The sequence below is a fragment of the Methylobacterium nonmethylotrophicum genome (assembly GCF_004745635.1).
In the GTDB taxonomy this organism is placed as follows: domain Bacteria; phylum Pseudomonadota; class Alphaproteobacteria; order Rhizobiales; family Beijerinckiaceae; genus Methylobacterium; species Methylobacterium nonmethylotrophicum.
This window is the reverse complement of sequence record NZ_SRLB01000028.1, coordinates 24405-49620: the sequence shown is the minus strand read 5'-3', so window position 1 is coordinate 49620 and position 25216 is coordinate 24405. Positions and strand designations below refer to the sequence as shown.

At 69.3% G+C, this 25216-nt stretch carries 21 protein-coding genes and 3 pseudogenes; 12 read left to right on the top strand and 12 right to left on the bottom strand.

Annotated elements, in window-relative coordinates; genetic code table 11:
• The first annotated feature begins 147 nt into the window (after positions 1–147).
• A complete protein-coding gene (locus EU555_RS27645) occupies positions 148–2544 on the top strand; it encodes an exopolysaccharide transport family protein (protein WP_135418603.1) in 2397 nt (798 codons plus the stop codon).
• Positions 2545–2674: 130 nt separating this feature from the next.
• Positions 2675–4015, top strand: coding sequence for an NRAMP family divalent metal transporter (locus tag EU555_RS27640; protein ID WP_135418602.1), 1341 nt, complete (start codon positions 2675–2677; stop codon positions 4013–4015).
• Here the strand turns inward: EU555_RS27640 and EU555_RS27635 are convergent.
• The gene (locus EU555_RS27635; protein ID WP_135418633.1) at positions 4005–4616 is read right to left on the bottom strand and encodes a CatB-related O-acetyltransferase; all 612 of its coding nucleotides are present in this window, start codon (positions 4614–4616) and stop codon (positions 4005–4007) included. The two genes, EU555_RS27640 and EU555_RS27635, sit on opposite strands and share 11 nt — an antisense overlap.
• Before the next feature lie 84 nt (positions 4617–4700).
• Between EU555_RS27635 and EU555_RS27630 the strand changes: the two genes are divergently transcribed.
• Positions 4701–7040 carry an NADP-dependent malic enzyme gene (locus EU555_RS27630; protein WP_135418601.1) on the top strand — a complete coding sequence of 780 codons (2340 nt, stop codon included), beginning with the start codon at positions 4701–4703 and terminating at the stop codon, positions 7038–7040.
• On the opposite strand, the gene EU555_RS27625 is transcribed toward EU555_RS27630, so the two are convergent.
• The 7 genes from EU555_RS27625 to EU555_RS27595 form a co-directional block, all read right to left on the bottom strand.
• Positions 6943–9042: a BadF/BadG/BcrA/BcrD ATPase family protein gene (locus EU555_RS27625; RefSeq protein ID WP_167858674.1), complete on the bottom strand. Its 2100-nt coding sequence runs from the start codon at positions 9040–9042 to the stop codon at positions 6943–6945. The genes EU555_RS27630 and EU555_RS27625 overlap by 98 nt on opposite strands.
• Before the next feature lie 335 nt (positions 9043–9377).
• On the bottom strand, positions 9378–10418 hold the full coding sequence (locus EU555_RS27620) for an SIS domain-containing protein (RefSeq protein ID WP_245524529.1): 1041 nt from the start codon (positions 10416–10418) through the stop codon (positions 9378–9380).
• Entirely contained in the window at positions 10415–11302 is an 888-nt protein-coding gene (locus tag EU555_RS27615) for an N-acetylmuramic acid 6-phosphate etherase (RefSeq protein WP_135418599.1), read from the bottom strand. Before EU555_RS27615 ends, EU555_RS27620 begins: the two co-directional genes overlap by 4 nt.
• A gap of 568 nt (positions 11303–11870) precedes the next feature.
• On the bottom strand, positions 11871–12704 hold the full coding sequence (locus tag EU555_RS27610; protein WP_135418598.1) for an LptA/OstA family protein: 834 nt from the start codon (positions 12702–12704) through the stop codon (positions 11871–11873).
• Between the two features lie 4 nt (positions 12705–12708).
• Positions 12709–13434, bottom strand: a complete 726-nt coding sequence (lptC, locus tag EU555_RS27605) for an LPS export ABC transporter periplasmic protein LptC (protein WP_342636501.1) — start codon at positions 13432–13434, stop codon at positions 12709–12711.
• Between the two features lie 143 nt (positions 13435–13577).
• The gene (locus tag EU555_RS27600; RefSeq protein ID WP_135418597.1) at positions 13578–14192 is read right to left on the bottom strand and encodes a ribonuclease D; all 615 of its coding nucleotides are present in this window, start codon (positions 14190–14192) and stop codon (positions 13578–13580) included.
• An 83-nt stretch (positions 14193–14275) separates the two neighbouring features.
• Positions 14276–14683, bottom strand: coding sequence for a ComEA family DNA-binding protein (locus tag EU555_RS27595; protein ID WP_135418596.1), 408 nt, complete (start codon positions 14681–14683; stop codon positions 14276–14278).
• A gap of 249 nt (positions 14684–14932) precedes the next feature.
• Here EU555_RS27595 and rpmF point away from each other — a divergent pair, with 249 nt between their 5' ends.
• On the top strand, positions 14933–15118 hold the full coding sequence (rpmF, locus tag EU555_RS27590) for a 50S ribosomal protein L32 (RefSeq protein WP_048425702.1): 186 nt from the start codon (positions 14933–14935) through the stop codon (positions 15116–15118).
• 90 nt (positions 15119–15208) lie between these two features.
• Here rpmF and EU555_RS27585 read toward each other — a convergent pair whose 3' ends face one another.
• From EU555_RS27585 to EU555_RS27580, 3 genes and pseudogenes are all read right to left on the bottom strand, one after another.
• Positions 15209–15817 (bottom strand): YbfB/YjiJ family MFS transporter, encoded by a 609-nt coding sequence (locus EU555_RS27585; protein WP_245524528.1) that lies wholly within the window; start codon positions 15815–15817, stop codon positions 15209–15211.
• Positions 15737–16080, bottom strand: a pseudogene (locus EU555_RS37235) (YbfB/YjiJ family MFS transporter); the annotation flags it as partial. The pseudogene EU555_RS37235 and the gene EU555_RS27585, both read right to left, overlap by 81 nt.
• 112 nt (positions 16081–16192) lie before the next feature.
• Positions 16193–17001 (bottom strand): annotated as a pseudogene (locus EU555_RS27580) (IS5 family transposase).
• Between the two features lie 211 nt (positions 17002–17212).
• Here EU555_RS27580 and EU555_RS27575 point away from each other — a divergent pair.
• Together EU555_RS27575 and EU555_RS27570 are read left to right on the top strand one after the other, a co-directional pair.
• The gene (locus tag EU555_RS27575) at positions 17213–17473 is read left to right on the top strand and encodes a hypothetical protein (protein WP_135418595.1); all 261 of its coding nucleotides are present in this window, start codon (positions 17213–17215) and stop codon (positions 17471–17473) included.
• A 284-nt stretch (positions 17474–17757) separates the two neighbouring features.
• Positions 17758–18531 (top strand): class I SAM-dependent methyltransferase, encoded by a 774-nt coding sequence (locus EU555_RS27570; RefSeq protein WP_245524530.1) that lies wholly within the window; start codon positions 17758–17760, stop codon positions 18529–18531.
• Positions 18532–18616: 85 nt separating this feature from the next.
• Here EU555_RS27570 and EU555_RS27565 read toward each other — a convergent pair.
• Positions 18617–19455: pseudogene (locus tag EU555_RS27565) on the bottom strand (IS5 family transposase).
• A gap of 225 nt (positions 19456–19680) precedes the next feature.
• On the opposite strand from EU555_RS27565, the gene EU555_RS37230 reads away from it, so the two are divergent.
• The 6 genes from EU555_RS37230 (at position 19681) to EU555_RS27540 (ending at position 25214) form a co-directional block, all read left to right on the top strand.
• Positions 19681–20244, top strand: coding sequence for a transposase (locus tag EU555_RS37230; protein ID WP_135418593.1), 564 nt, complete (start codon positions 19681–19683; stop codon positions 20242–20244).
• Between the two features lie 11 nt (positions 20245–20255).
• Positions 20256–20948, top strand: a complete 693-nt coding sequence (locus EU555_RS37225) for a hypothetical protein (protein ID WP_167858671.1) — start codon at positions 20256–20258, stop codon at positions 20946–20948.
• A complete protein-coding gene (locus EU555_RS37220; protein ID WP_245524527.1) occupies positions 20864–21649 on the top strand; it encodes a LysR family transcriptional regulator in 786 nt (261 codons plus the stop codon). Before EU555_RS37225 ends, EU555_RS37220 begins: the two co-directional genes overlap by 85 nt.
• 361 nt (positions 21650–22010) lie before the next feature.
• Complete coding sequence (locus EU555_RS27550) at positions 22011–23243, top strand: urea ABC transporter substrate-binding protein (protein WP_135418592.1); 1233 nt, start codon at positions 22011–22013, stop codon at positions 23241–23243.
• Positions 23244–23300: 57 nt separating this feature from the next.
• On the top strand, positions 23301–24167 hold the full coding sequence (locus tag EU555_RS27545; protein ID WP_135418591.1) for a branched-chain amino acid ABC transporter permease: 867 nt from the start codon (positions 23301–23303) through the stop codon (positions 24165–24167).
• Positions 24168–25214, top strand: a complete 1047-nt coding sequence (locus EU555_RS27540; protein ID WP_135418590.1) for an ABC transporter permease subunit — start codon at positions 24168–24170, stop codon at positions 25212–25214. It abuts the gene before it with no gap.
• Positions 25215–25216: the final 2 nt, after the last annotated feature.

Genomic DNA, 25216 nt, shown 5'->3' with positions numbered 1-25216 from the left:
GGTTAATGAAGTCTGACGCGGGCCCGGCCGTGCCGGCCCGGTTCGTCAGCGTCGTGAGGTCTTTAACTCACCCGCAACCTTAATCGGATGTTCTCGCGCCAAGGCCCGGCTCGGGCCGGCTCCTCGCCTTCTGACCGACGGTCCGCAATGCCCCGCGTCTTCCCCTTCGCCGAGCGGCCGCTGGGCCGCCTGCCCGATCGCCTCGCCGGCAAGGGCCGCAAGGGCCCAGACAGGCTCAAGGCACCCCGCCCCGACACGGCGCGCCAGGAACCCGAGCGCCGAGAGCCCGAGCCTGGGCCCGAGGACGGCCTGGCGATCGGCGATGTCGGGCGCCTGCTGCGCCGGCGCTGGTTCGTCATCCTGTTGCCGACGCTCGCGGCCTTCGGCCTCGCCGTGACCTTCGTGCAGGTGGTGCCGCCGCGCTACACCGCCGAATCCAAGCTGCTGCTCGAGAGCCGCGACAGCGCGCTGACGCGGCTGCAGCAGGACCGGGGCGAGCTGCCCCAGCCGATCGACGAGCAGGCGGTGGCGAGCCAGGTCCAGGTGGTGATGTCGCGCGACATCGCCCGCGAGGCGATCAAGAGCCTCGGCCTCGTCGGCAATCCCGAATTCGACCCGATGGTCAACGGCATCAACGGCTTCCAGCAGGTGCTGGTGATGCTCGGGCTGGCGCAGAACCCGCTCGACCGCGAGCCGGTCGACCGGGTGCTCGAGAAGTACTTCGAACGGCTGCTCGTCTACTCCGCCGGCAAGTCGCGCATCCTGACGGTCGAGTTCCGCTCGAAGGACCCGGAACTGGCCGCCCGGGCCGCCAACACCATCTCGGACCTCTACCTCTCCTCGCTCGCCGCCGCCAAGGTCGACACCGCGCGCTACGCCTCGACCTGGCTCGGCTCGAACATCGAGACCCTGCGCACCCGCGTCTCGGAGGCCGAGGCGAAGGTCGAGGCGTTCCGGGCCCGCAACGGGCTGATCAGCAGCGGCGGGGCCACCAACCAGCCGCTCGCCGCCCAGCAGCTCGCCGAGCTCTCGACCCAGCTTACCCAGGCCCGGGCCGCCCAGGCCGATTCCGGCGCCAAGGCCAAGCTGATCCGCGAGATGCTCCGCGACGGCCGCGGCTTCGAGATCCCGGACGTCGCCAACAACGAGCTGATCCGGCGCCTGGTGGAGCAGCGCATCGGGTTGAAGGCGCAGCTCGCCCTCGAGGCCCGCACGCTCCTGCCGCAGCACCCGCGCATGAAGGAGCTGAGCGCCCAGCTCGAGGGCCTGGAGGCGCAGATCCGCGCCGCCGCCGACCGGACGTCGCGGGCGCTCGAGAACGACGCCAAGATCGCCGGCAGCCGCGTCGAGACCCTGCAGGCGGCGGTGGAGGCCCAGCGCACGGTCGTCGCCAAGGCCAACGGCGACGAGGTCGCGCTGCGCGCCCTCGAGCGCGAGGCGAAGGCCCAGCGCGAGCAGCTCGAATCCTATCTCGGCCGCTTCCGCGAGGCGGCGGCCCGGGACGCGGCGAGCGCCGCGCCGGCCGATGCCCGCGTGGTCTCCCGCGCGGTCGTGCCCGACCTCCCCTCCTTTCCCAAGAAGCTGCCGATCGTCATCTTCGCGACCGTCATCGCCTTCCTGTTCGCGGTCGGCGGCGTGGTGGCCAAGGCGCTCATCGCCGGCGACCCGCCCGGCCGGGGCCGCGGCCGCCCGCCGGCCCGGCACCCCGAGTCCGAGCCGCTGGCCGCCGCCCCGGTCGCGGTGGCGCCGATCCCCGCGGCGGCCTCCGCGGCCCATCTCGACGATGCGCCCTCGGCGACGGCCCGGACGGGCGACGCCCGTCCGCCCGGCGCCCAGGCGACCGAGCCGGTGCTCCCCGCCGCTCCCGTCGAGCCCGTGGCCCCGGCCGTCGCCACGGGGGCGCCCGTCGCGATGCCGGTCCCGGCCGCCCGGCTGCCGTTCGAGGCCCGCTACGACCTCGACCTGCTGGTGGCACGCCTCGACGCCATCGAGACCGCGGGCGGCGGACGGCGGGTGCTCCTCGTCGGCACCGGAGACGAGACCGACCTCGACGGCCTCGCGCGCAGCCTCGGCCGAGCCGCCTCCCTCAACGGGCACGCCCTGATGGTGCGCCTCGACGGCCCACGCGGCGCGCAGCCGGGACTGACCGATCTCGTGGCGGGCCGCGTCGACTTCACCACCGCGATCCAGCCCGATGCCGGCCCGCGCCTGCACCTGATCGGCCATGGCCGGGGCGAGGCCGAGGCCCTGATCGCCGGACGCGACGCCCTCGGGCTCACCTTCGACGCCCTCGGCGAAGCCTATGACTGGGTGATCGTCTGCCTCGGCGACGGCTTCTCGGCCTCGACCTGGCCGCTGGTGAGCGCGCTCTCGGCCTGGATGGACGCCGTCGTGATCGCCTCGAACGCCGCGGCCGACGATCCGCGCCTCGTCGGCCTGTTCGAGACCGCCGAGAGCGCCGGCGTGCCGGAGGTCATCGTGGCCCAGGACCGCGCCCCGGCCGCGGTGGCGATGCCGGCCTATCCGCTGCGTCGATCGGCCTGACCGCAGGCCCCGCGCGGAGGTCCCTCCCGTACGGTTCGCGATCCTGGCGAACCGCCGGTTCGCGGCCCTGGCGAACCCGGCAAGGCTTGGCCGGTTGTGTCCTCGGTGGTCATAGATACTCCGAGGGAGCATGTCGGAACCCGGATCCCGCTCCCGCCCGCGGGCTGACGACGCGACGGAGCCGGCGCCGCGCGCGCCCGAGGCCGAGCCGCGACACAAGACGTCCGGCCTCCTGCGCCTCGTCGGCGGCGGGGTGATCACCGGGGCGGCGGACGACGACCCGTCGGCGATCGGCACCTATGCCAGCGCCGGTGCGAAGTTCGGCCTCGGGTTCCTGTGGATCGCCCCGGTCCTGCTGCCGATGATGGTGGTGGTGGTCTACGTCTCGGCCAAGCTCGGCCAGGTCTACGGCAAGGGGCTGTTCGCGGCATTGCGCGACCACTACCCGCGCTGGGTGCTCTATCCGGCGGTGCTCGGCGCCTTCACCGGGAACGTCATCGAGGCGGCGGCCAATCTCGGCGGCATCGGCGCCGCGCTCAACCTGCTGGTGCCCCTGCCGGTGCCGCTGATCGTCACCGGGGCGGCGGCCGTGATCCTCGCCTTCCAGATCCTCGGCTCCTACGCGCTGCTGCGCCGCCTCTTCCGCTGGCTGGCGCTGGCGCTCTTCGCCTACGTCGCCGCCGCCGTGATGGCCCGGCCGGACCCGGCCGAGGTCTTGTACCGGACATTCGTGCCGCGCCTGACCCTCGACAGCGAGGCGCTCGCGATGATCGTCGCCTGCATCGGCACCTCGCTCTCGGCCTACATCTACACCTGGCAGTCGAACCAGGAGGTGGAGGAGGAGATCGGCCAGGGCCGCCATACGGTCCGCCAGCGCAAGGGCGCGACCGACGCGGAGTTGCAGCGCACCCGGCGCGAGGTGATCGCCGGGATGCTCTTTTCCAACCTGATCCTCTACTTCATCATCCTGTCGACCGGCACGACCCTGCACCCGGTCGGGCAGACCGCGATCGACAGCGCGGCGCAGGCGGCGTCGGCCCTCGAACCCCTGGCCGGCTCCGGTGCAAAAATCCTGTTCGCCCTCGGCGTGGTCGGCGTCGGCTTCCTGGCCGTGCCGGTGATGACGACGGGGGCGGCCTACGACCTCGTCCAGGGCATCGGGGCGAAAGGGAGCCTGCATGCCAGGCCCTCCGAGGCGAAGCTCTTCTACGGCACCATCGCGGCTGTGACCGTGGTGGCGGTGGGGCTGAACTTCCTCGGCTTCAACCCGATGCGGGCGCTGGTCTGGTCGGGCGTGGTGCAGGGCTTCTCGGTGCCCCCGCTCCTCCTCCTGATGATGCTGATGACCAACGACCGGGCGGTGATGGGCGAGCGGGTCAACGGCCGGCTCGTCAACGTGCTCGGCTGGGCGACCGTGGCGGTGACCTTCGCGGCGACCGCCTGCCTCGTCGCCACCTGGATCATCGGGTGACCGGGTCGGGCTGCCGGATCGCCCGCACCAGCGCCTCGGCCTCGCCGCTCTGGAGCAGCGGCACGAGGGCCCGCACCCGCTCCGGCGGCAGGTCCCACCAGGCGGTCGCGACGAGCGCCGCCACGGTCTCGGGCGGAAAGCGGTGGCGGATCACCCGGGCCGGGTTGCCGGCGACGATGGCATAGGCCGGCACGTCGCGGGTCACGACCGCGCGGGCCGCCACCACCGCGCCGGGGCCGACCGTGACCCCCGACAGGATCAGGCAGCCGGAACCGAGCCAGACATCGGCGCCGATCGCCACGTCGCCCCGGGAGGCGTGGTAGTCGTCCGGCGCGTCGAGGCCCGGCCACAGGCCGCGCATCGCCGCGAACGGGTAGGTCGAGACCCAGTCGGTCCGGTGGTTGCCGCCGAGCAGGATCTCGACCTTGTCGGCGATCGAGCAGTAGGGGCCGATCGACAGTCTCGCGCCGGATTCGGGGAAGCGGACCTTCGGCCTGCCGTAGGAGAACGGGCCGATCCGGAAGCCGTGTCGCGCCGCGAGCTTCGCCAGGTGCAGGCGGGTCTCGTTGTGAGGGTTGCGCCCCTGCCGCAGGCGGTGCAGGAAATCCCTCACCCGCGGGCGCTCGCGAGCGGCGCGGGCGGGGCGGCGGACCCGACCAGCGGGGCGATCCGGGGAGAGAACGCGGTGAGCAGCAACATTTCGGACGATCTGAAGAGCGGCGCGCTGTTCTATCACCGCAATCCGAGGCCCGGGAAGCTGGAGATCCAGCCGACCAAGCCCTTGGGCAACCAGCGCGACCTGGCGCTGGCCTATTCGCCGGGCGTCGCCGCCGCCTGCGAGGCCATCGCCGCGGATCCGGACGAGGCCGCGACGCTCACCGCACGCCAGAACCTCGTCGCGGTGGTCTCGAACGGCACCGCGGTGCTGGGGCTGGGCGATATCGGCCCGCTCGCCTCCAAGCCCGTGATGGAGGGCAAGGCGGTCCTGTTCAAGAAGTTCGCCGGCATCGACGTCTTCGACATCGAGCTCAACGAGAAGAACGTCGACAAGCTCGTCGACGTGGTGGCGGCGCTGGAGCCGACCTTCGGCGGCATCAACCTCGAGGACATCAAGGCGCCGGAATGCTTCGAGGTCGAGGAGCGCTGCCGGGCCCGGATGAACATCCCGGTCTTCCACGACGACCAGCACGGCACCGCGATCATCGTGGCGGCCGCCGTGCTCAACGGCCTCGAATTCGCCGGCAAGCGGATCCAGGACGTCAAGATCGTGACCTCGGGCGCCGGCGCCGCCGCGCTCGCCTGCCTCAACCAGCTGGTCTCCCTCGGGGCGCGACGCGAGAACATCTACGTCACCGACATCGAGGGCGTCGTCTACAAGGGCCGTGACAAGCTCATGGACCGCTGGAAGTCGGTCTACGCGCAGGACACCCCGGCCCGGACGCTCGCCGAGATCATCCCGGGCGCGGACGTCTTCCTCGGCCTCTCGGCCGGCGGGGTGCTGAAGCCCGAGATGCTCGAGCGGATGGCCGAGAAGCCGCTGATCATGGCGCTCGCCAACCCGTACCCGGAGATCATGCCGAACCTCGCCGAGGAGAAGCGGCCGGACGCGATGATCTGCACCGGGCGGTCGGACTTCCCGAACCAGGTCAACAACGTCCTGTGTTTCCCCTACATCTTCCGGGGCGCGCTGGACGTCGGCGCGACCACGATCAACGAGGCGATGAAGGCGGCGGCCGTGAAGGCGATCGCCGGGCTCGCCCGCGAGACCCCGTCCGACGTCGTCGCCCGGGCCTATGGCGGCGAGGCGCGGCCCTTCGGGCCCCACTCCCTGATCCCGAGCCCGTTCGACCCGCGCCTCATCCTGCGCATCGCCCCGGCGGTCGCGCTGGCGGCGATGGAATCCGGCGTCGCCAAGCGTCCGCTGCCGGACGTGCAGGCCTATGCCGAGTCCCTCGACCGGTTCGTGCACCGCTCCGGCTTCATCATGAAGCCGGTCTTCACGAAGGCCAAGCAGGATCCCCGCCGGGTCATCTACGCCGAGGGCGAGGACGAGCGGGTGCTGCGCGCCGTCCAGGCGATCGTCGAGGAGGGGCTGGCCAAGCCCATCCTGATCGGCCGCCCGAACGTGATCGAGACCCGCCTGAAGCGCTTCGGCCTCGCGATTCAGCCCGGCCGCGAGTTCGAGCTGATCAATCCGGACGACGATCCGCGCTACCGCACCTACGTTCAGACCTATATCGAGCTGGCCGGGCGGCGCGGCATCACGCCGGACGGCGCCCGCACGCTGGTGCGCACCAACAATGCGGTGATCGGGGCGCTCGCCGTGCGCCGCGGCGAGGCCGACGCGCTGATCTGCGGCCTCGAAGGCCGGTTCGAGAGCAAGCTCCGGGTGATCCGCGACATCATCGGGCTCGCGCCCGGCGCCCGGGACTTCGCGGCGCTCAGCCTCATCGTCACCTCGAAGGGTGCCTATTTCCTGGCCGACACCCATGTGCGGCCCGAGCCCAGCGCGGAAGAGATCGCCGACGTCGCCATCGCCTGCGGCGACACCGCCCGCCGCTTCGGCCTGTCGCCGAAGATCGCGCTCGTCAGCCATGCCGATTTCGGCTCGTTCGACACGTCCTCCGCCCGCAAGATGCGCCAGGCCCTCAACATCCTGCGCGAGCGCGCCCCCGCCCTCGAGGTCGACGGCGAGATGGCCGCCGACACCGCCCTGTCGCAGGCGATCCGCGACAGGGTGCTGCCCGGCTCGCGCCTCAAGGGCGAGGCCAACGTGCTGATCATGCCGAACCTGGACGCCGCCAACATCGCGTTCCAGTTCTCCAAGATGCTCGCCGACGCGCTGCCGGTCGGCCCGCTGCTGCTCGGCCCGGCCAAGCCGGCGCACATCCTCACTCCCTCCGTGACGGCGCGGGGTATCGTCAACATCACGGCCGCCGCCGTGGTCGAGGCGCAGGGTCAGGAGGGTGTCGCGACCGATGCTGACAGCACGGCGGAGGCCGGGACGCCGCTGGTGTCGGCGTAATCGAGGCGTGGCGGCCCGGCGAGATGGTCGCCGGGCCATGATCCTCCTCCCCTTCCACGTACACACGGTTCACCGCGCCTGCGTCGTCCATGACCACAATGTCAGCGCGCAGCCCGGATTGAAGCGCCCCACGGTCCGTCAGGCCAAGATACTGAGCCGGGAGTGTCGAGACACGACGCGTCGCGTCCGCGACTGTCAGTCCTAGTGCTCGCAAGTTGTGCCACGCGACGTCGAGCGGCACGGCTGAGCCGGCCAGTGCGCCTGCTGTATTGCTGACCCTGTCCCCCTGCTTGCGAATGTGAATTCCGCCGAGGCTGTAATCCCCATCCGGCATACCGGCAGCCGCCACCGCATCTGAGACGCAGAAGAGGTCGGGGATGGTCCGCAAGGCGGCGCGCAGGGCGCCCGGGTGCACGTGGATGAAATCGGCGATGATCTGCGCGCTCGGCGCATGGGCCAGAGCGGCACCGACCACCCCCGGCTCCCGGCCCTGCAGCGGGCTCATCGCATTGTAGAGATGGGTCACGCCCGAGCCGCCCGCGGCGAAAAAGGCAACAGCCTCGTCGTAGGTCGCGTCCGAGTGGCCGAGCTGCACCCGGATGCCGGCCTCCCTCGCCAGAGTGGTCAGGCGAATTGCGCCTGGGAGCTCTGCAGCCAAGGTAAGGACGCGCAACGGCACGATGGCATGGAGGCGGCTGACGAGGTCCCAACTCGGCGCGGCCGTGTGGGGGCCGTGCGTGCCTCGCCGCTTGGCACTGATAAACGGGCCTTCGAGATGCAGACCCGCCATGTCCGGCTCACCGGGCCGACGGTCGGCACGTGCTGCGGCCACTGATCGGGTGACGCGCTCCAGCTCGTCGGCCGCCTCGGTGATGACGGTGGGCAGCCAGGTTGTCACACCCCTTGTGCGATGGAAGCGCCCAGTGTCGCGCACCGCGTCCGGATCGCCCACCATGATGTCGTGCCCGCCGCCGCCATTCACCTGCAGGTCAACGAAGCCCGGCAGGATCAGCGGCGCATCCTCATCCACCGGCCCGGGACGAACCTCTTCGATACTCCGGCGGAAGCGGAGTTCGCCCGTCACCACACCCGCGGGCGTGACGATCCGGCCAGTGATGCTTGTACAGCCGGACAAGAGCGCTGGAGCGCCGATGGGAACGTCCGCTCCCCGTGCAAAGGAGAGGGCTCCGCGTATCACTGCGTCAGCGGTAGTCCGTATGGGCCGGCGCGTCGTCTCGTCGAGCCAGGGCCGCAGAGGCGCTGCGAGACCGCCCGTCACAATCAGTGGGAGCTCGCCGCTGGGGTCTGCTCGCTCGGCAAGATGCACAAGCTCGCTCGCCGCCGAGCGCAAGATGGCAGATGCCGATCCGCTGCTCACGGCGAGGTCGAAGGCGATCGGCGCCAGGGTCGCGTAATCGGCGGGAGACGCGATCGTCAGCCATGCGTGCAGTCGCGCGATGTCCCTGCCGAAGCGGTCGAGAACGGCGTCGGCAAGTGGGTCGAGCCCTGCAGCATCGGCCCTGCGCAGCGTGTGACGGATCAGTTGCAGGCCGATCCAGGCTCCCCCGCCCTCGTCTCCTGCTGGGAACCCGTGCCCGCCCGCTTTCGTAATCTCGCCGTGCCGAGATCTGGCCCAGGCGACGGTGCCGGTGCCCGCGGCGACCATCACACCCGCTTCCGTTGCGCCGAGGCAGCCGCTCAGGGCGGCGAGGCCATCCGATATGATCTGGAGACACCCGAACCGGGGCGAAGCCGCGCGGGCCGCGGCGAGCGCGGCCACATGCTCGCCCCCTGCGATGGCCAAACAGCAATGCAGTTGCTCGGGCACGAGCGCTGCGCCAACCTCGGCGAGGGCAGCAGCGGCGGTCGGCAGGATCACATCCCAGACCCCTGCGCCGAGAAGGCCGACATGCGCACCCGCACCCCGCACCCGCGCCAGCTCGGCGCCGTTCGCTTCTGCCAGAACCGCGACCGTCTTGCTGGCTCCCGCATCGATGGCCAACAGCCGGATCCCGTTCCCCTGCTCGGAGAGCACAAGGTGTGGAGCCTTCATGATCATGAGACCCGAGGGAACCAGCGCCCGGTTCCCAAGCCTCGGTGAGGAGGCGCAGGACCCAGCTCCTGGCATCGTTTCGACAAGGACTTCATAATCCGCACCATCCCCTCCGGGCGAGCCATGAGCGAGGGACGTCCTGCACGGGTTGGTGCATGTGGTCCTGGCCTATGAACGAACGAACCTGCCTCGAGGTCGTCCCGCGCCGTCGACGTGTCGTCCCGTGACCCTACCCGCGGGCGGCGCATCCAGGCGCCCGGCAGCGATCACGACATCGGGTGCGCTCACAGGGTCTCCGTGACCTTGGAGAGGCCGGCCGGCGCGTCCGGATCAAAGCCTCGGCGGCGGGCCTCGCGCTCGATCGCGCGATAGGCGGGCACCAGCATGGCGATTGGGTCACAAGCGGCGTGATCGGGCGCAAGCCATGGCAAGGTCCCGTCCGGCCCCCCGCACGCATGCACGCGCAAATTCGCGCGCCGGAGTTCCAGCACAAGCGCGTCGATCCCCTCGGCAACCTGATCGTTCTGGCGCAGCGCCAGCACCGGCATCCTGGGCTGGATTGCCGCGCGCGGCCCGTGCCGTAGTTCCGCGGCGCTGTAGCCCAGAGCCGGCAGGCGCAGGGTCTCGCAGAGCTTCAGTGCGATCTCCCGCACCGGCCCCAGCCCGTATCCCCGGCCCGTGACGAAGGCGGCCGGCGCGTCCGCGAGGTCGGTGGCCCAGGCGCTCCAGTCAAGGTCGTAGGCCGCGGCGAGGCGAAGCGGCAGGGCAGCGAGGCCACGGGTCAGCGCTCCGTCGCCGGACCAGGCAGCGATGAGCGCGGCGCTCGCGACCAGGGAGTTCACCACCGTCTTCGTCGCCGCGACCGCCCGTTCCGGCCCGGCTTCTATCGGCAGGACAAGGTCCGCGGCGACCGCAGCGGGTGAGGCCGCATCATTGACGATCGCGAGCGTGAGCGCCCCGCCCTGGCGCGCGGCGCGCGTGGCCGCGACGAGATCCGGCGAGCGACCAGATTGCGAGATGGTGATGAAGAGCGCGCCGTCCATTCGGGGTGACCGGCCGTAGCCCGTGACGACGGACGGGGCAGAGGCCGAGACGGCGAGCCCGCACCGGGTCTCGATCAGGTAGCGCAGGTAAACGCCCGCATGACCCGAGCTTCCTCGCCCGCATATGACCGCAAAGGGAAAGCTGCGCGCCTTCAGGACGGAGGCGACGCGCTCCGCTTCGGTCCAGCCGGCACAGAGCGGGCCGGCGACGTCGGGCACTTCGGCAACCTCGCGGGCCATGAAGGTCTCTGATGTGCCGGGCCCCGGCTCGGGGCCGCTCATGCCGGCCCTGCTTCGGCCAGCGCCGCGCGCAGGTTGCCGCCGCTGCGCGCCAGGAGGCGAGCCGCCTCCTCGCGGTCGATCCCCAGGGCGACGAGCACCGCGCGTGGGATATCTCCCTCCGAGGCGGTGAGGGCGCTGGCTGCCGCCTCGGCGTCGCAGCCGGCAATCTGCGCGACCATCGTGACGCCTCGCCGGCGTAGCTTGGTGTTCGTGGCCCGCATCGCGACCATGCGGCCACGGTACACCCGGCCCAGCCGGATCATGATCAACGTCGAGAGCAGGTTGAGAACGATCTTCTGCGCGGTTCCCGCCTTCATCCGAGTGGAGCCAGCGACCGCTTCCGCGCCGGTCGCCACGAGGATCGGATGGGTGCAGTCGCGTAGGATCGGCGTGTCGGGATTGTTCGCGATGCCGATGGTGATGGCGCTCCGGGCTTGAGCGCTCCGAAGAGCCGCAAGCGTAAAGGGCGTGATCCCGCTCGCGGACAGACCGATGACGACGTCGTCCGGCCGGATCTCGACTCGCTCAGCCCAGAGCGCCGCATCCTGCGTCGAATCCTCAGCCCCCTCGACCGCCTGGACCAATGCACCCTCGCCGCCCGCGACGGCGAAGCCCAGGCGCTCCTCGGGCCAGTCGAAAGTCGGCGGTAGTTCAGCCCCGTCTTGCACGCCGATCCGTGCCGAGGTGCCAGCCCCTACATAGAGGAGGCGTCCATTCCGGCGCAGGCCGGGCTCGGCGGCCTCCGCGGCCGCGGCGATGGCCGGTAGTGCCGGACCGATGGCGGCGACCGCCGCGAGTTGTCCCTCCCAGAGCGCCTGCAGGATGTCGGCGCTGCCCCAGACGTCAAGATCGGTGAAACGGGGGCTCGCCCTCTCCGTGCTCATCCGTGGGTGTTCCTCCGCAAGGTCTCGTCGTTAAAGAACGGCGGACGCGGACGAACGCTCCGGCGACTGTGGATTGTGGGTGGAAACGATCCCATGCGCTCGGCTGCCGTCGCAGACCGCACAGGCCTCCTGCTCCCCCCAAGCGGTCATTCCGCATCTCAGGCTCGGGTGTGCGGAAACCATGTGTCTGGCGGCAGGGTACCGAGCCAACTTGGCCTTCGCACCGCGTCCTCCGGGCCACGGCCGCAGGAAATGCGCGATAAACCCTGTCGGATCGATGCGATGCACGGAAACCGGGTTTTCAGGGTTGTCCGTACATCCTGATCGGATGCCGGCACCGACGCGGTCTGCTGATCATTCAAGATCCACCGCTCGACGCCGATGGGCAGGCAGACCAGTACCGAATAAGCGGAAGCATCCGACCGGACAGTCCTTGCCGAGCGGCGTGACACCGAGGTTCACGTTGATGCTCAAGCGTGGGAACCGGCCCTCCACCCTCGGCAGCCAGGCGCGCTGCCGAGCCGGTCGGATTCAGGGCCGAAGGCCCCCGCCGCAAGGTCGATCGCCCTCAATTCCCCGCCTGCGCCCGCGGCTTCGGCGCCGCCTTGCCGGCCTGCGCCGGCTGCGCGCACCCCGCCTGCTTGCCCTTGGCGTTGTCGTCCTTGCCGCCGGGCACGAACATCGCCGAGACGCGCCCGCCCGCCACCGGGTCCATGTTCGCCCGGCCGGTATTCATGTCGTAGACGAGGCGCGAGCCGCGGGTGACGTTCTGGCACTGGCTCAGGACCACGTTGCCGGTCAGCACCACGCGGTTGGCCACCCGGTCGAACACCGCGTTGTCGCCGCTCGCGACCTGGTCCTTCGACACCACCGTGACCGGGCCGGCGCAGACCACCTGCCGGATCGCGCTGCCGTCGGTCGGGTCGGAGGATTTCTCGGCCTTGGCCTCGACCTTGGGCTCCGGCTTCGCCTCGATCTTCACGGCCTTCTCGACGGGCTTGCCGTCGGTGGACTTGGCCTCCGCCGGCTGGGCGATGGACGCCTTCGCGTCGACCTTCGGCTCGGTGCCCTTGGCCTCGGCGTCCTTGCCCTTCGGGTCCTTCTCCTTGCGCTGGTAGTGCACGGTCATGCTGGAGCAGCGGATCGTGCTCTCGCCCTGCACCGCCACGACGTTGCCGGCGAAGACCGCCTTGTTCTCGCGGTCGAACACGTCGAGGCGGTCGGCGTCGATCTTGATCGGCTCCTTGCCGCCGCCGCTGCCGAAGGCGCCGAAGCCGGAGCCGGCCTCCTTCTTCTTGACCGCGGGCGCGGCCGGGGTCTCGGCCCGCGGGACGGACGGGAGGGCGAGGGCGCCGAGGGTGAGGCAGCCGAGCGCCGCGAGGGCCGGGAGACGGGGACGCACGGGCTCAATCGTCCTTGATCTGGGCCTCGGAGGTCCGCAGCTGCGGCGCGTCCGAGGAATCCTGGGGGGCGTGGCTGGAGAAGACCGCCTTCACGTTGCCGACGAAGGAGATGGTCTTGCCGTTCTCGGTCACGTCGAGACCGTCGGCCCTGATCGACCCGGTCGGCATCGTGACGGTGACGGTCTCGCGCGAGGACATCGTGCCGGCCTTGAAGTCGACATGGGCCGAGGTCAGGCGCGCCTCCTGGCCCTTGTCGGTCCAGAGGCGGATGTGCTGGCTCAGGTCCAGCGCCTCCTTCTGGGTGTCGAAGATGCCGGCCGTGGCCTCGATATGGGCGAGCCCGCCCGATTCGTCGGTGGTGAGGCGTCCGAGCATGCTCTGCAGCTCGATCACGAAGGGCTTGCGCACGTCCTGGAGCGCCGCCTTGGCGGTGACGACGTAGGGCCGGTTGTCCTTCGAGCGGTAGCCAGAGAGGCGCGGGCTCTCCATCGTCACCTTGGAGCCCGAGACGCCGATCGACCCGAGGCTGACCGAGACGCCGAGATCGGCGAAGGGGTTGAGCCAGGTGCCGACCAGGAGGGCGAGCCCCGCCGCGCCCGCGCCGAGCGGGATCGCGCGGCGCAGCCAGCGCACCTGGGCGCTGTGCCGGCGCGCCCTCGCATGCGCGCGCAGGCGCCGGGGATCGAGGACCGCGGACGGGACCGGTTCGAGCGAGGACGCTTGCAGCAAGGGTGGGCCACCTGCATCGGGCACCGGCCCGGCGCGGAATGCGCGAGGCCGGCGTGCCACCGAAGCCGTAACCCGGCCCGGTGTCGAAGTTGTGGCCGGCAGGGTAGCAGAACGGCCGGGCTTCGTCTCGGCCTTACCCGCTGTCAGCTATGCGCGAAGATGTCCGTCTCGTCCCATTCGAGCAGGTCGAGGCGGGCCCGCGTCGGCAGGAAGTCGAAGCAGGCCTGCGCCATGGCGCTGCGTTCCTCGCGGGCGAGCATCGCGTCGAGCCGCTCGCGCAGGGCGTGGAGGTGGAGCACGTCCGAGGCGGCGTAGTCGATCTGCGCCTGGCTCAAGGTCTCGGCGCCCCAGTCCGAGGATTGCTGCTGCTTCGACAGGTCGACGCCGAGAAGCTCGCGCACCAGGTCCTTCAGGCCGTGCCGGTCGGTGTAGGTGCGGGCGAGCCGCGAGGCGATCTTGGTGCAGTAGACCGGGCCTGGCATCACGCCGAGGCGGTGGAACAGCACCGCGAGGTCGAAGCGGGCGTAGTGGAAGATCTTGGTGACGGCGGGATCGGCCAGCACCCGCTTGAGCACCACCGGCTCGGGGCCGCCGCGCGGGATCTGCACCAGGTCGGCCTCCCCGTCGCCGCGGGAGATCTGCACCACGCAGAGCCGGTCGCGATGGGGCTGGAGGCCGAGGGTCTCGGTGTCGACCGCGATGGCCGGGCCCGGCACGTAGTCGTCGGGCAGGTCGCCGCGGTGCAGGCGGTGGGGCATGGCGGAGGTGTCCGGGACGGCGCGTGATCGATGCTGCCCCGGCGCCTATCATCCGGCCTCCGGACCGGCAAGCGCGGAGGTCGTCAGCTCTTCTGGCGGGCGATGACCTTGTCCTTGATGCCCTCGTAGACGTTCGACGGGACGATCTTCTTCGACAGCAGCTCGTCCTTGCCGCGATAGGGCCGCCCCTTGATGATCGCCTCGGACCGCGCGGCGCCGATGCCCGACAGGGTCTCGAGCTCCTCCTTGGTGGCGCTGTTGAGGTCTATGAGGGCGGCCTTGGCGGCGGGGGCCGCCTTCGGGGCCTCGGGCGCCTTCGTGGCGGCTGGCGCCGCGGGGGCCGGCGCCGCGGGAGCGGGTGCGGTCGGCGCAGGCCTCGTCGCCGGGGTCGCGGGCGCGGGGGTCTGCGCCAGGGCAGGGCCGGCGCCCACGAGGGCGGCGAAGGGGGCGGCGAAGGCCAGGGCGCGGGTCAGGCGGGAGAGACGCGTCATCGGGGAAGCTCCGATCGTGCCGCCCGTAGTCGGGAGCGGCAGGCCCATCATGCGACCGTCGCCGTTGAACGGCGGCTTAATGGAGGCACCGCCCCATGGATTGAGGCTCCGGCCGCGGTTTTCTCAAGCCCTCCCCTAGCCAGGACGGCGCGCCTCCTCTATAGACCCCGCTCCGATCAGGATCGCGAGGTGCGCGGCGGCTCCGCCCCGGGGCTTCCACGCGCCTGTCTTGTTGCACGGGAAGTTGTTATGGCCGTTCCGAAGCGAAAGACCTCTCCGTCGCGGCGCGGCATGCGCCGTTCCGCCGACGCCCTCAAGGCCCCGACCTATGTCGAGGACAAGGATTCCGGCGAGCTGCGCCGCCCCCACCACATCGACCTGAAGACCGGCATGTACCGTGGCCGTCAGGTCCTGAAGGTCAAGTCCGACGCGTGATCCGGCGTGGCGGCGCCTGCGCGCCGCCGATGACCGGCACGGGATGACGGCGCCCCTCCGCGGGCGCCGTTCTCGATTGCGGGACGGGGATCAGACCGGAACGCGGCCGGCCCGCCACAGCCACAGGGCGGTGAGCACCAGGAGCAGCGTCGCGACCGCGCCGGTGAGGCTCAGCGCGTCCCAGCCGGCGAGGCCGGAGCCGAGGGCGCGCACCAGGAGCGGGCCGGCGATCTGCCCGGCCGCAAAGGCGGCGGTCATCCGGGCGAGGAGCGGCGTCGGGTCGTCCGGCCGGGCCTCGCGAGCCAGCTGCAGCCCCGCCATCGTGGCGACCATGAAGGTGCCGCCGACCAGCACCGCCGACGCCGCTACCGCCCAGAGGGCGTGGACGAGGAGCGGCAGCGCGGTGCCGAGCGCCATGATCCCTTGCGCCGCCGCCCAGAGCCGCCGGCGCGGCACCGCCGCGAGGTAGCGCGCCGCTGCGGCGACCGAGAGGATCGCCGCGAGGCCGAAGAGCGGCCAGGCCAGGCCGAAGACCAGGGGGTCGGGCGCCAGGTCGCGCGCCCGAGCCAGAGATGGGCCGCCGGCTGGCGCCCGCCGAGCCAGGCGAGCGCACCCGCGAGCGCGATGCCGAGGCCGACGCCGGTATAGATCCAGGCGCCGCGCCGCGGCGCCAGCCGGCGGGCGAGTTCGGCGAGGCACCAGCCGCGGGCGCAGACGAGCGCCCAGGCGCTGAACACCCCGGCCGCCGCGCGCAAGGACGCTCCGAGGAGGGGCGGCGCCGGGCCGCCGGCCACCGCCATCGCCAGGGTCGTCAGCGCCACGCCGACGAGGCTCGGGAGCAGCCCGCGGGCCGGATCGCGCGAGAACCGGCCCGCCGTGAGCGCACCGGCGAGGTAGCCGACGTAGTTCGCCGCCGCCCACTCGGCGCCGGCGCCGCCGCTCAGGGCGCCGTCGAGCAGCATCAGCGCGCCCTCCGGGAGGAGGAGCGGTGTGCTCGCTCGAAGCGCCAGGCATGCTCCTCAACTGCCCAGCGCTGCATCCCAACAACGTTCCGCCACCAACCAGTTAGAGCGTCTAACAGAACCGATGGATCTGGTTGAGGGTGATGAGGCTGGCCTGGAGGAACGTGAAGGCCTCGTCGATGTCGGGGCGTCGTTCGTAGCGGACGGGCAGGCGGCGAGCGCAATTGAACCAGGCGTGGCTGCCCTCATCCTGAGCCTGTCGAAGCATCGACCACCCAGCGATGCCGCACGAGCCTGTCGCTCCTCTCGATGCCACGCCGGGCAATCCGCAGCCTGCTTCCGCGCGCCCGACACTCCTGCCGCCGCGCTCTGGCATCGTGGACCTGTCGGCGTGCAGCTTGTCGGGGCGCCGGCGCGGGCGTCTCCGCCGCCCGCTGCGCAAGGGCGGGATCGCGTCCAGCGTCGGGACCATCAGCGGGCTGTCGCGGCAGTTGGCACCGGTCAGGACGAGGCCGATGGTTCGACAGGCTCACCATGAGGGGCGTACCGCGCGCGTCGGTGACGAGGTGGCGCTTGGTCCCCGCCTTGCCCCGGTCCCTCGGGTTCGGGCCGGTGGCAGACCCCCTTTTTCGCCGGCACGCTCGCGCTGTCGAGGCTCGCCCGGCTCCAGTCGATCTCGCCCGCCGCATGCAGGCGTTCAAGCAGGATCTGATGCAGGCGCCGCCACACGCCCGCCGCCTGCCAGTCGCGCAGCCGGCGCCAGCAGATCAACCCGCAGCCGCAGTTCATCTCGGCCGGCAGCATCTCCCAGGGGATGCCCGAGCCCAGCACGAACAGGATGCCGGCCAGGGCAGCCCGATCGTCCACCCGGGGACGCCCGCCCCTCGGGCGAGGCGGGTGCGGCGGCAGAAGCCGGGCGATTGCAGCTCAGAGATCGTCGGCAAGGAGCGGGCGAGCCATGCCTGCCCAACGCCCAACCACCCCAATCGTCCTGTTCTGTTTGGAGATCCAAGACGGCAGTTCTGCTGGTGCCGGGTGCGGGAGCGGTGCGCCCCCTCTCGTCTGGACTCCTTTTTGGAGCTTGGTATTTTACCTAGAGATAGATATGATAAGCGTTCTTTAGGAGCATGACATGAACAAGCATAGATCGGCCATGTGTGCGGATTTCAATCGCTTGGCGTGGACAGACGCTGAACTGGACGCCCTGGTGTCGGTCTACCTCGCTGATCCATCGTTGCGAGCCGTCATAGAAATGGGAGGAAAGCGTATTGACGTCGCCGCTGCCGTCATGGCACAACGCCATGCTCGTGCGATACTCGGCGATAACGACGCAACAATGCAGCAGAAGCGTCTCGCTGTTCGAGCAGCTATTTTAGTTCATCCTATTAGATAACTGATTTGTTTTACATTACTTGACATGTATTTCTTATACTATCCTGCGTAGCTATTACCACTTCAGGGTGGAGCAGGCCGAGTGTAAACAGATGTTAGACAACGGCAGGCCGAAAAGAGCTAACATATAAATTAGTCGCGCGCGTCAGCGCCTGATTTCTCGAATCGCCACTGAGGTGAAAAATTTTCGTCATGAGCATAATTGCAAGAAGTTGACTCTTGTGCGTTTTATATGTATTCAGTGATTCTAGACTCTAGGTAAGGATAGATAAGAAGTTGAAGGTAATGTCTTTTATTCCGAATGATAGAGAATGGCTAGAAGCACATTACAACACGGCACCGGATAAGATCTGTCAGGCAATTTGTGATATCCATGACAGTAAAATGCTTAGCGTTGGATGCGGGGACATGCTGATTGAATTTGGCCTTCTCAATCGAGGCGCTGCAAATATTACAGGCCTTGAAATCATACCAAGTGATATTGATCGAATTCACGAGACAGCAAATAGGCTCAAGGCAGCTGGTTTTGCCGTACCGTCTGATTATATTGAGCGTTTGTCTTATAAGTGTTACGATGGAGTGAACTTTCCCTATCCTGATGATCACTTTGATGCAGTCTATTCCTGGGGCGCATTCGAGCATGTTTCTGATGTCGTTGCTGTCTTGTCAGAAATGCGCCGCGTACTTAAGCCTCATCGCAGAGGAATGATCAGCGTTTTTCCATGGTTTACGTCATACTACGGAAGTCACTTATCGGATTATATTTCAGAGCCGTTTTTTCATCTTAAGAGAAATAAAGACTGGATAAGGGAAAAACTAGAGGAATATGCAATACAGCATCCAGATTCTCGTGATCTAGTAACTCGACATATGTGGAATGAGTATGAGTCGCTGAATGGGTACAGCGCAGAAGATTTCTATCGTGATTTCTGCTCTGTAGGTTTTTCAAGGCACAACTGGCAACTTCTTTCATATGAAACTGAACTAACGGAAGCGCCAAGAAGTACCAGCTTTTCTGATCTCATGATTACTGGCTCACAAGTATCATTCATTAAATAAGCAATCACAGGAGAATTTGATTTATCTTACCTACATGAAAAACATAGGATTTCTGAAAAATGCTTAAAGCGAAGACTCTCTGGTTTCACGTTTTCCGCTCGAGTGTGATGATGCTGGCCTGGAGGAACGTGAAGGCCTCGTCGATGTCGGGGCGTCGTTCGTAGCGGACGGGCAGGCGGCGAGCGCAATTGAACCAGGCGTGGCTGCCCTCATCCTGAGCCTGTCGAAGCATCGACCACCCAGCGATGCCGCACGAGCCTGTCGCTCCTCTCGATGCCACGCCGGGCAATCCGCAGCCTGCTTCCGCGCGCCCGACACTCCTGCCGCCGCGCTCTGGCATCGTGGACCTGTCGGCGTGCAGCTTGTCGGGGCGCCGGCGCGGGCGTCTCCGCCGCCCGCTGCGCAAGGGCGGGATCGCGTCCAGCGTCGGGACCATCAGCGGGCTGTCGCGGCAGTTGGCACCGGTCAGGACGAGGCCGATGGTTCGACAGGCTCACCATGAGGGGCGTACCGCGCGCGTCGGTGACGAGGTGGCGCTTGGTCCCCGCCTTGCCCCGGTCCCTCGGGTTCGGGCCGGTGGCAGACCCCCTTTTTCGCCGGCACGCTCGCGCTGTCGAGGCTCGCCCGGCTCCAGTCGATCTCGCCCGCCGCATGCAGGCGTTCAAGCAGGATCTGATGCAGGCGCCGCCACACGCCCGCCGCCTGCCAGTCGCGCAGCCGGCGCCAGCAGATCAACCCGCAGCCGCAGTTCATCTCGGCCGTCAGCATCTCCCAGGGAATGCCCGAGCGCAGCACGAACAGGATGCCGGCCAGGGCAGCCCGATCGTCCACCCGGGGACGCCCGCCCTTCGGGCGAGGCGGGTGCGGCGGCAGAAGCGGGGCGATTGCAGCCCAGAGATCGTCGGCAAGGAGCGGGCGAGCCATGCCTGCCCAACGCCCAACCACCCCAATCGTCCTGTTCTGTCAGGTGCACTTAGCTCGACTTTGGCCATTTTTGGCGTGTCGGCGGCCTGCGTGGAGCGGGGGTGACGGAGCGGACATGACGGGCAGGCCGGCGCTGTTTCGACCAAGAGACACCGCCATGCCGGACCTGCCCGCCCGCTTCGCCGGGATCATCCTGGCCTTCGCGCCGCTCTTCGTCCACCGTTCGTGGTGCCACGCCTCCTGCTCCTGGGCGCCATCTTGGCCCCAGGCCGGCGCACGGTTGCCGGTCTGCTGCGCATCATGGGCCGCGCCCACGACCGCCGCTTCGTCAACATCCACCGCGTCCTCAACCGTGCCGTCTGGTCGCCTCGGGCCAGCGCCTGCCTCCTGCTCGGGCACCCGATCACGGCGTTCGCGCCGCGCGGCCCGGTGGTGCTGGGCCTCGACGACACGATCGAGCGGCGCTGGGGCAGGCGCATCACGGCCCGCGGCATCTACCGCGATCCGGTACGCTCCTCCGACAGCCACTCCGTCAAGACCAGCGGCCTGCGCTGGCTCAGCCTGATGCTGCTGGCCCCGATCCCCTTTGCCCAGCGGGTCTGGGCGCTGCCGTTCCTCACCGCCCTCGTCCCCTCCGAGCGCGCTTGCCGCGAGCGGGGTCGCCGGCACAAGCTTCTGTGCGAGGTCCGGCGCCAGCTCATCCTCCAGGCCCGCCGCTGGTTGCCGGGGCGCGACCTCGTGCTGGTACCGACAGCGGCTTCGCGGCGCTTGCCTTCCTGGCCGCCCTGAGCCGCCGCGGCATGATGGTGATTACCCGCCTGCGCCTCGACGCAGCCCTCTACGAACCGCTCCGCCCCGCCGGCCGGGCACGATCGGACGTCCACGCATCAAGGGCGCGCGGCGCCCGACCCTGGCGCGCGTTCTCGTCGAGGAGGCCACACGCTGGCATCGGCTCCACCGTGCCGGGCTGGTACGGGACCGGCGCGCGCACCGTCGAGGTCGCCAGCGACACCGCCGTCTGGTGGCACGCGGGTCTGCCGGTGGTGCCGGTCCGCTGGGTGCTGATCCGCGGTCCCGAGGAGCGCTTCACCCCGCAGACGCTGCCGTACACAGACCTCGCCCGCGATCCCCAGCAGATCCTGACCTGGTTCGTGCGGCGCTGGAGCGTCGAGGTCACGTTCCAGGAGGCCCGCGCCCATCTCGGCGTCGCGACCCAGCGCCGGTGGCCGGACAAGGCGATCGCCCGCACCACGCCCTGTCTGCTCGCCCTGTTCTCGATCGTCACGCTGCTGGCCGCGCGCCTGCCTGCCCGCCAGCGCAAGGCGACGCAGGCCCGCCTGGTACCCAAAAGCTCGACCCACCTTCTTCGGATGCGCTGGCCAGCGTGCGCCGCGCGCTCTGGCATCGGGTGCCCTCCAACGTCACGACCCGGATCAAGCAGCTTGAGGAGCGGGTCGGCGCGGCCCTGTTCCGGCGCCAGGGCCGCGGCCTGATCCTCACCGAGGCCGGGCGCACCCTCCTCGGCCACGCCGAGAAGCTGCTGCAGCTGGCCGACCTCGCCGAGCGGGAGATGCGCGGCGGATCCGTCCGCGGCGTGCTGCGGCTCGGCTCGCTCGAGAGCGCCGCCGGCGCCCGGCTGCCGCCGATCCTCTCCGCTTTCTACGCGCGCTATCCCGACGTGACGATCGAGCTGCAGACCGGCACCACGCGCGCGCTGCTGCGCCAGCTGGAGCGCTACGAGGTCGAGGCGGCCTTCGTGTCCGAGCCGTTCGAGCGCCAGGACCTGAACGCCGTGCCGGTCTTCCAGGAGGAGCTGGTGCTGATCACCGCCAAGGGTGCCGCCCTGCCCGGTGCCGGTCCAGGCCGGCAGGCCCAGGTGGCGTTCCCGCACGGCTGCTCCTACCGCCAGCGACTGGTCGAGTGGCTCGCCGAGTCGGGCGGGTCGCCGGACCGGATCCTGGAGATGAGCTCGTACCACGCCATCGTGGCCTGCGTGGCGGCCGGCACCGGGACGGCAATCGTGCCGGCCTCCGTGCTCGACCACGCGGTGCTCGGCACCGCGGTCGCCCGCCACCCGCTTCCGGCCCATCTCGGTCTCAACCACACCCACCTGGTGTGGTCGGGCGAGGCCAGCCCGCCGCTGCGGTCGCTGATGGGGCTGCTGCCGGGGTCGAGGGAGCCGGCGGCGGCGTAGGACGGGGAAGGATGTCTCTCAGCGCCTCGCCGGTGCCGGGACGAAGCGCATCATGGCCCACGTCGCCATCATGCGACGCCTCCTCGTCCTCGCCGACGCGCCCCCGGCGCGACCCGACGCCGGGGAGAAAAACGGAGCCTCGCCTCCAACCCCAGACCGCGTTGACGACACCGAGCCTCGTCGGCGGCAGGACGCATTCGACGCGACGTCGCGCGGCACCCGCGCCCCTCAGGTCCCGCCCGTCCTGGCACGGCGAGTCCAATTTTTTGGTCAGCACAGGCAAGCGCCGGCCGGCCTCGGTCTTCTAACCTCGCGAGGCTCTCGTCACGCCGCACGCACCGTCAAGGAGCTTGGACACAGGATGGCCCTCTCTCGTCGTGACCTCCTCCGCACGGCCGCCGCCGTTCCGCTGTCCACCCTGGCGACGCCCGCGCTGCTCCGCTCGGCGCGGGGCGAGACGCCGATCCTGGTCGGCTCGCTGCACGACCAGTCCGGGCCGATCGCCGCCTCCGGCACGCCGATGGTCGAGAGCCTGAAGCTCGGGATCGAGGAGGTGAACGCCGCCGGCGGCCTGCTCGGCCGGCCGTTGCAGCTCGTGCATTACGACACGCAGTCGAACATCCAGATGTACTCGCAATACGCGCAGCAGCTCGCCGTGCGCGACAAGGTGGCGGTGGTCCATGGCGGCATCACCTCGGCCTCGCGCGAGGCGATCCGCCCGACCTTCAACCGCTTCCGGGTGCTGTACTTCTACAACGTGCTGTACGAGGGCGGGGTCTGCGACCGCAACACCTTCTGCACCGGCACCACCCCGGCCCAGACGGTGGAGAAGCTGGTGCCCTACGCCATGGGCAAGGACAAGAAGAAGGTCTACATCATCGCCGCCGACTACAATTACGGCCAGATCACCGCCAAGTGGATGCAGAAATACGTCAAGGATCAGGGCGGCGAGACGGTCTCGGTCGACTTCTTCCCGCTCGACGTGACGAATTTCGGCCCGACGATCTCGAAGATCCAGTCGGCGAAGCCAGACCTGCTGCTGTCGGCGCTGGTGGGCGGCAACCACACGGCGTTCTACCGGCAATGGACCTCCGCCGGGATGAAGGGCCAGATCCCGATCGCCTCGACCACCTTCGGCCTCGTCAACGAGCCCAGTACCCTCAACGCCGCCGAGAGCGACGACGTGCTGGGCGCCTACGGCTATTTCGAGGAGCTGACGACCCCGGCGAGCACGGCCTACGTCGCCAAGCTGAAGAAGCAGTCGCCGGGCATCCCCTACATCAGCGAATTGGCGGCGGCGACCTACGAGGGATTCTATCTCTGGGTCGAGGGGGTGAAGAAGGCGAACTCGATCGACCGGATGGCGGTGACCGAGGCGCTGGAGACCGGCCTGTCCTTCGACGGGCCGACCGGCAAGGTCACGATCGACCACGCCACCCACCACGTCACCCGCAACGCCTACCTCGCCGCGGTGAAGGACCGGAAATGGGTGGTGCGCGAGACCTACCCGGACGCCAAGCCCCAGGACACCGCGGCGGTGTGCAACCTGATCAAGAACCCACGAGACAACAAGCAGTACGAGATCTCGATCTGAGGGTTGGGCCAGCCGTTTCGGCATCAGGTTCAACCCCTCCCCCACCCGGATGACCGCATGGATCTGTCGCTCATCATCGCGCTCGACGTCGTGAACGGGGCCTCCGCCCTGTTCCTGCTGTGCCTCGGGCTGGCGATCATCTTCGGGATGATGAAGATCATCAACCTCGCCCACGGCGAGTTCGTGATGCTGGGGGCCTACGCCACGGTGATCTCGGCCAATGCCGGGCTCAACATCTGGATTGCGATGCTGTTGGTGGCGCCGCTCTTCGTCGGCCTGGTCGGGCTCGTCATCGAGCGCTGCCTGATCCGGTTCCTGTACGGGCGCCTGGTCGATTCGATGCTGGCGACCTGGGGCTTGAGCCTCTGCCTGATCGGCCTCGTGACGACGATCTTCGGCAACACCATCAACGGCGTTCCGACGCCGCTCGGCGGCTTCCAGATCGGGGCCTACCGGTCGAGCTGGTACACGATCTTCCTGTTCGGCATGGCCGTCCTGATGATGGCCCTCGTCTACGGGGTGATGCGCTTCACCCGCTTCGGCCTCGTCGCCCGGGCGGTGATGCTGAACCCCGGCATGGCGGCGACGCTCGGGGTCAACCCGGCGAAGATCTACATGGCGACCTTCGGCATCGGCGCCGCGGTCACGGGGCTTGCCGGCGGGCTCCTGGCGCCGGTCTCCGGCATCACGCCGGTGATGGGCACCGCCTTCGTCGCCAAGTGCTTCATCACGGTGGTCGGCGGCGGCGCGGCGATCATCTCGGGCACGCTCTCGGCCGCCGGCCTGTTCGGCTTCGTCAACCAGGTCGGCGCCTTCCTCACCACACCGGTCTACGGCGAGGTGATCCTGTTCCTCTCGGCGATCCTGCTGATCCGCCTGCTGCCGCAGGGCATCTCCGGCCGCTTCTTCAAGGGGACGCTCTGAATGCCCGACGCCCTGAAGGTCCTGCTCCAGGGCCTCGCCGTCCTGGCCGCCATCGCCCTGGTGGCCGTCCTCCCGACCTATCTCGAACTCTTCACCCTGATGCAGATGACGCTGTTCGCCGCCATGGGCGTGCTGGCGCTCAGCCTCGGCTTCATCTGGGGCTTCGGCGGCATCCTGTCCTTCGGCCAGACCGCGTTCTTCGGGATCGGCGGCTACACCTACGCGGTGGCGGCGATCAATTTCGGCGATTCGACCAACGCGATCCTGCTGGCGATCCTCCTCCCCGCCCTGTTCGCGGCGGCGCTCGGCTACTTCGTGTTCTACGGCCGGATCAGCGAGGTCTATCTCGGGGTCATCACCCTCACCGTCACCCTGATCCTGTTCAACGTCGTCAACTCGACGGCGGGCGACGCCTACACGATCGGCCAGGCGCGGCTCGGCGGCTTCAACGGCATCCCGTCGGTGCCGACCTTCAACGCCCCCTACGCGCCCGACGCGGTGCTCACGCCCGAAGCCGGCTGGTGGGTCACAGGCTCCGCGCTCATCGCCGTCTACGTGCTGATGCGGCTGCTCCTGGCGAGCCCCTTCGGCCGCATCGCGGTGGCGGTGCGCGAGAACGAGACCCGGGCGGCTTTGCTCGGCTACGATCCGCGCCTGATCAAGCTCGGCGTGTTCATGGTGGGCGGCGCGGTCGCGGGCCTTGCCGGCGCGCTCTACGTCAACTGGGGCGCCTTCGTGGGCCCGACGATCTTCTCGCTGTCTTTGTCCGCCGAGATCATCATCTGGATCACCGTCGGAGGCCTCGGCACCCTGATCGGCCCGGTCGTCGGCTGCTTCCTGATCCAGTACCTCAACGCCAAGATCGGCTCGCAGCAGGCCTTCAACGCCAACCTCGTGCTCGGCGTGATCCTGGTCGCCTTCGTGCTGCTCCTGCCGAAGGGCATCGTGCCGACGCTCCGCGACGCGCTCCTCGGGCTCGGTCGACGGACCCTGCGCCGCCCGGCGCCCGAGACCGCCGCCCGGACCCAGATCGCGGGAGCCGAATGACC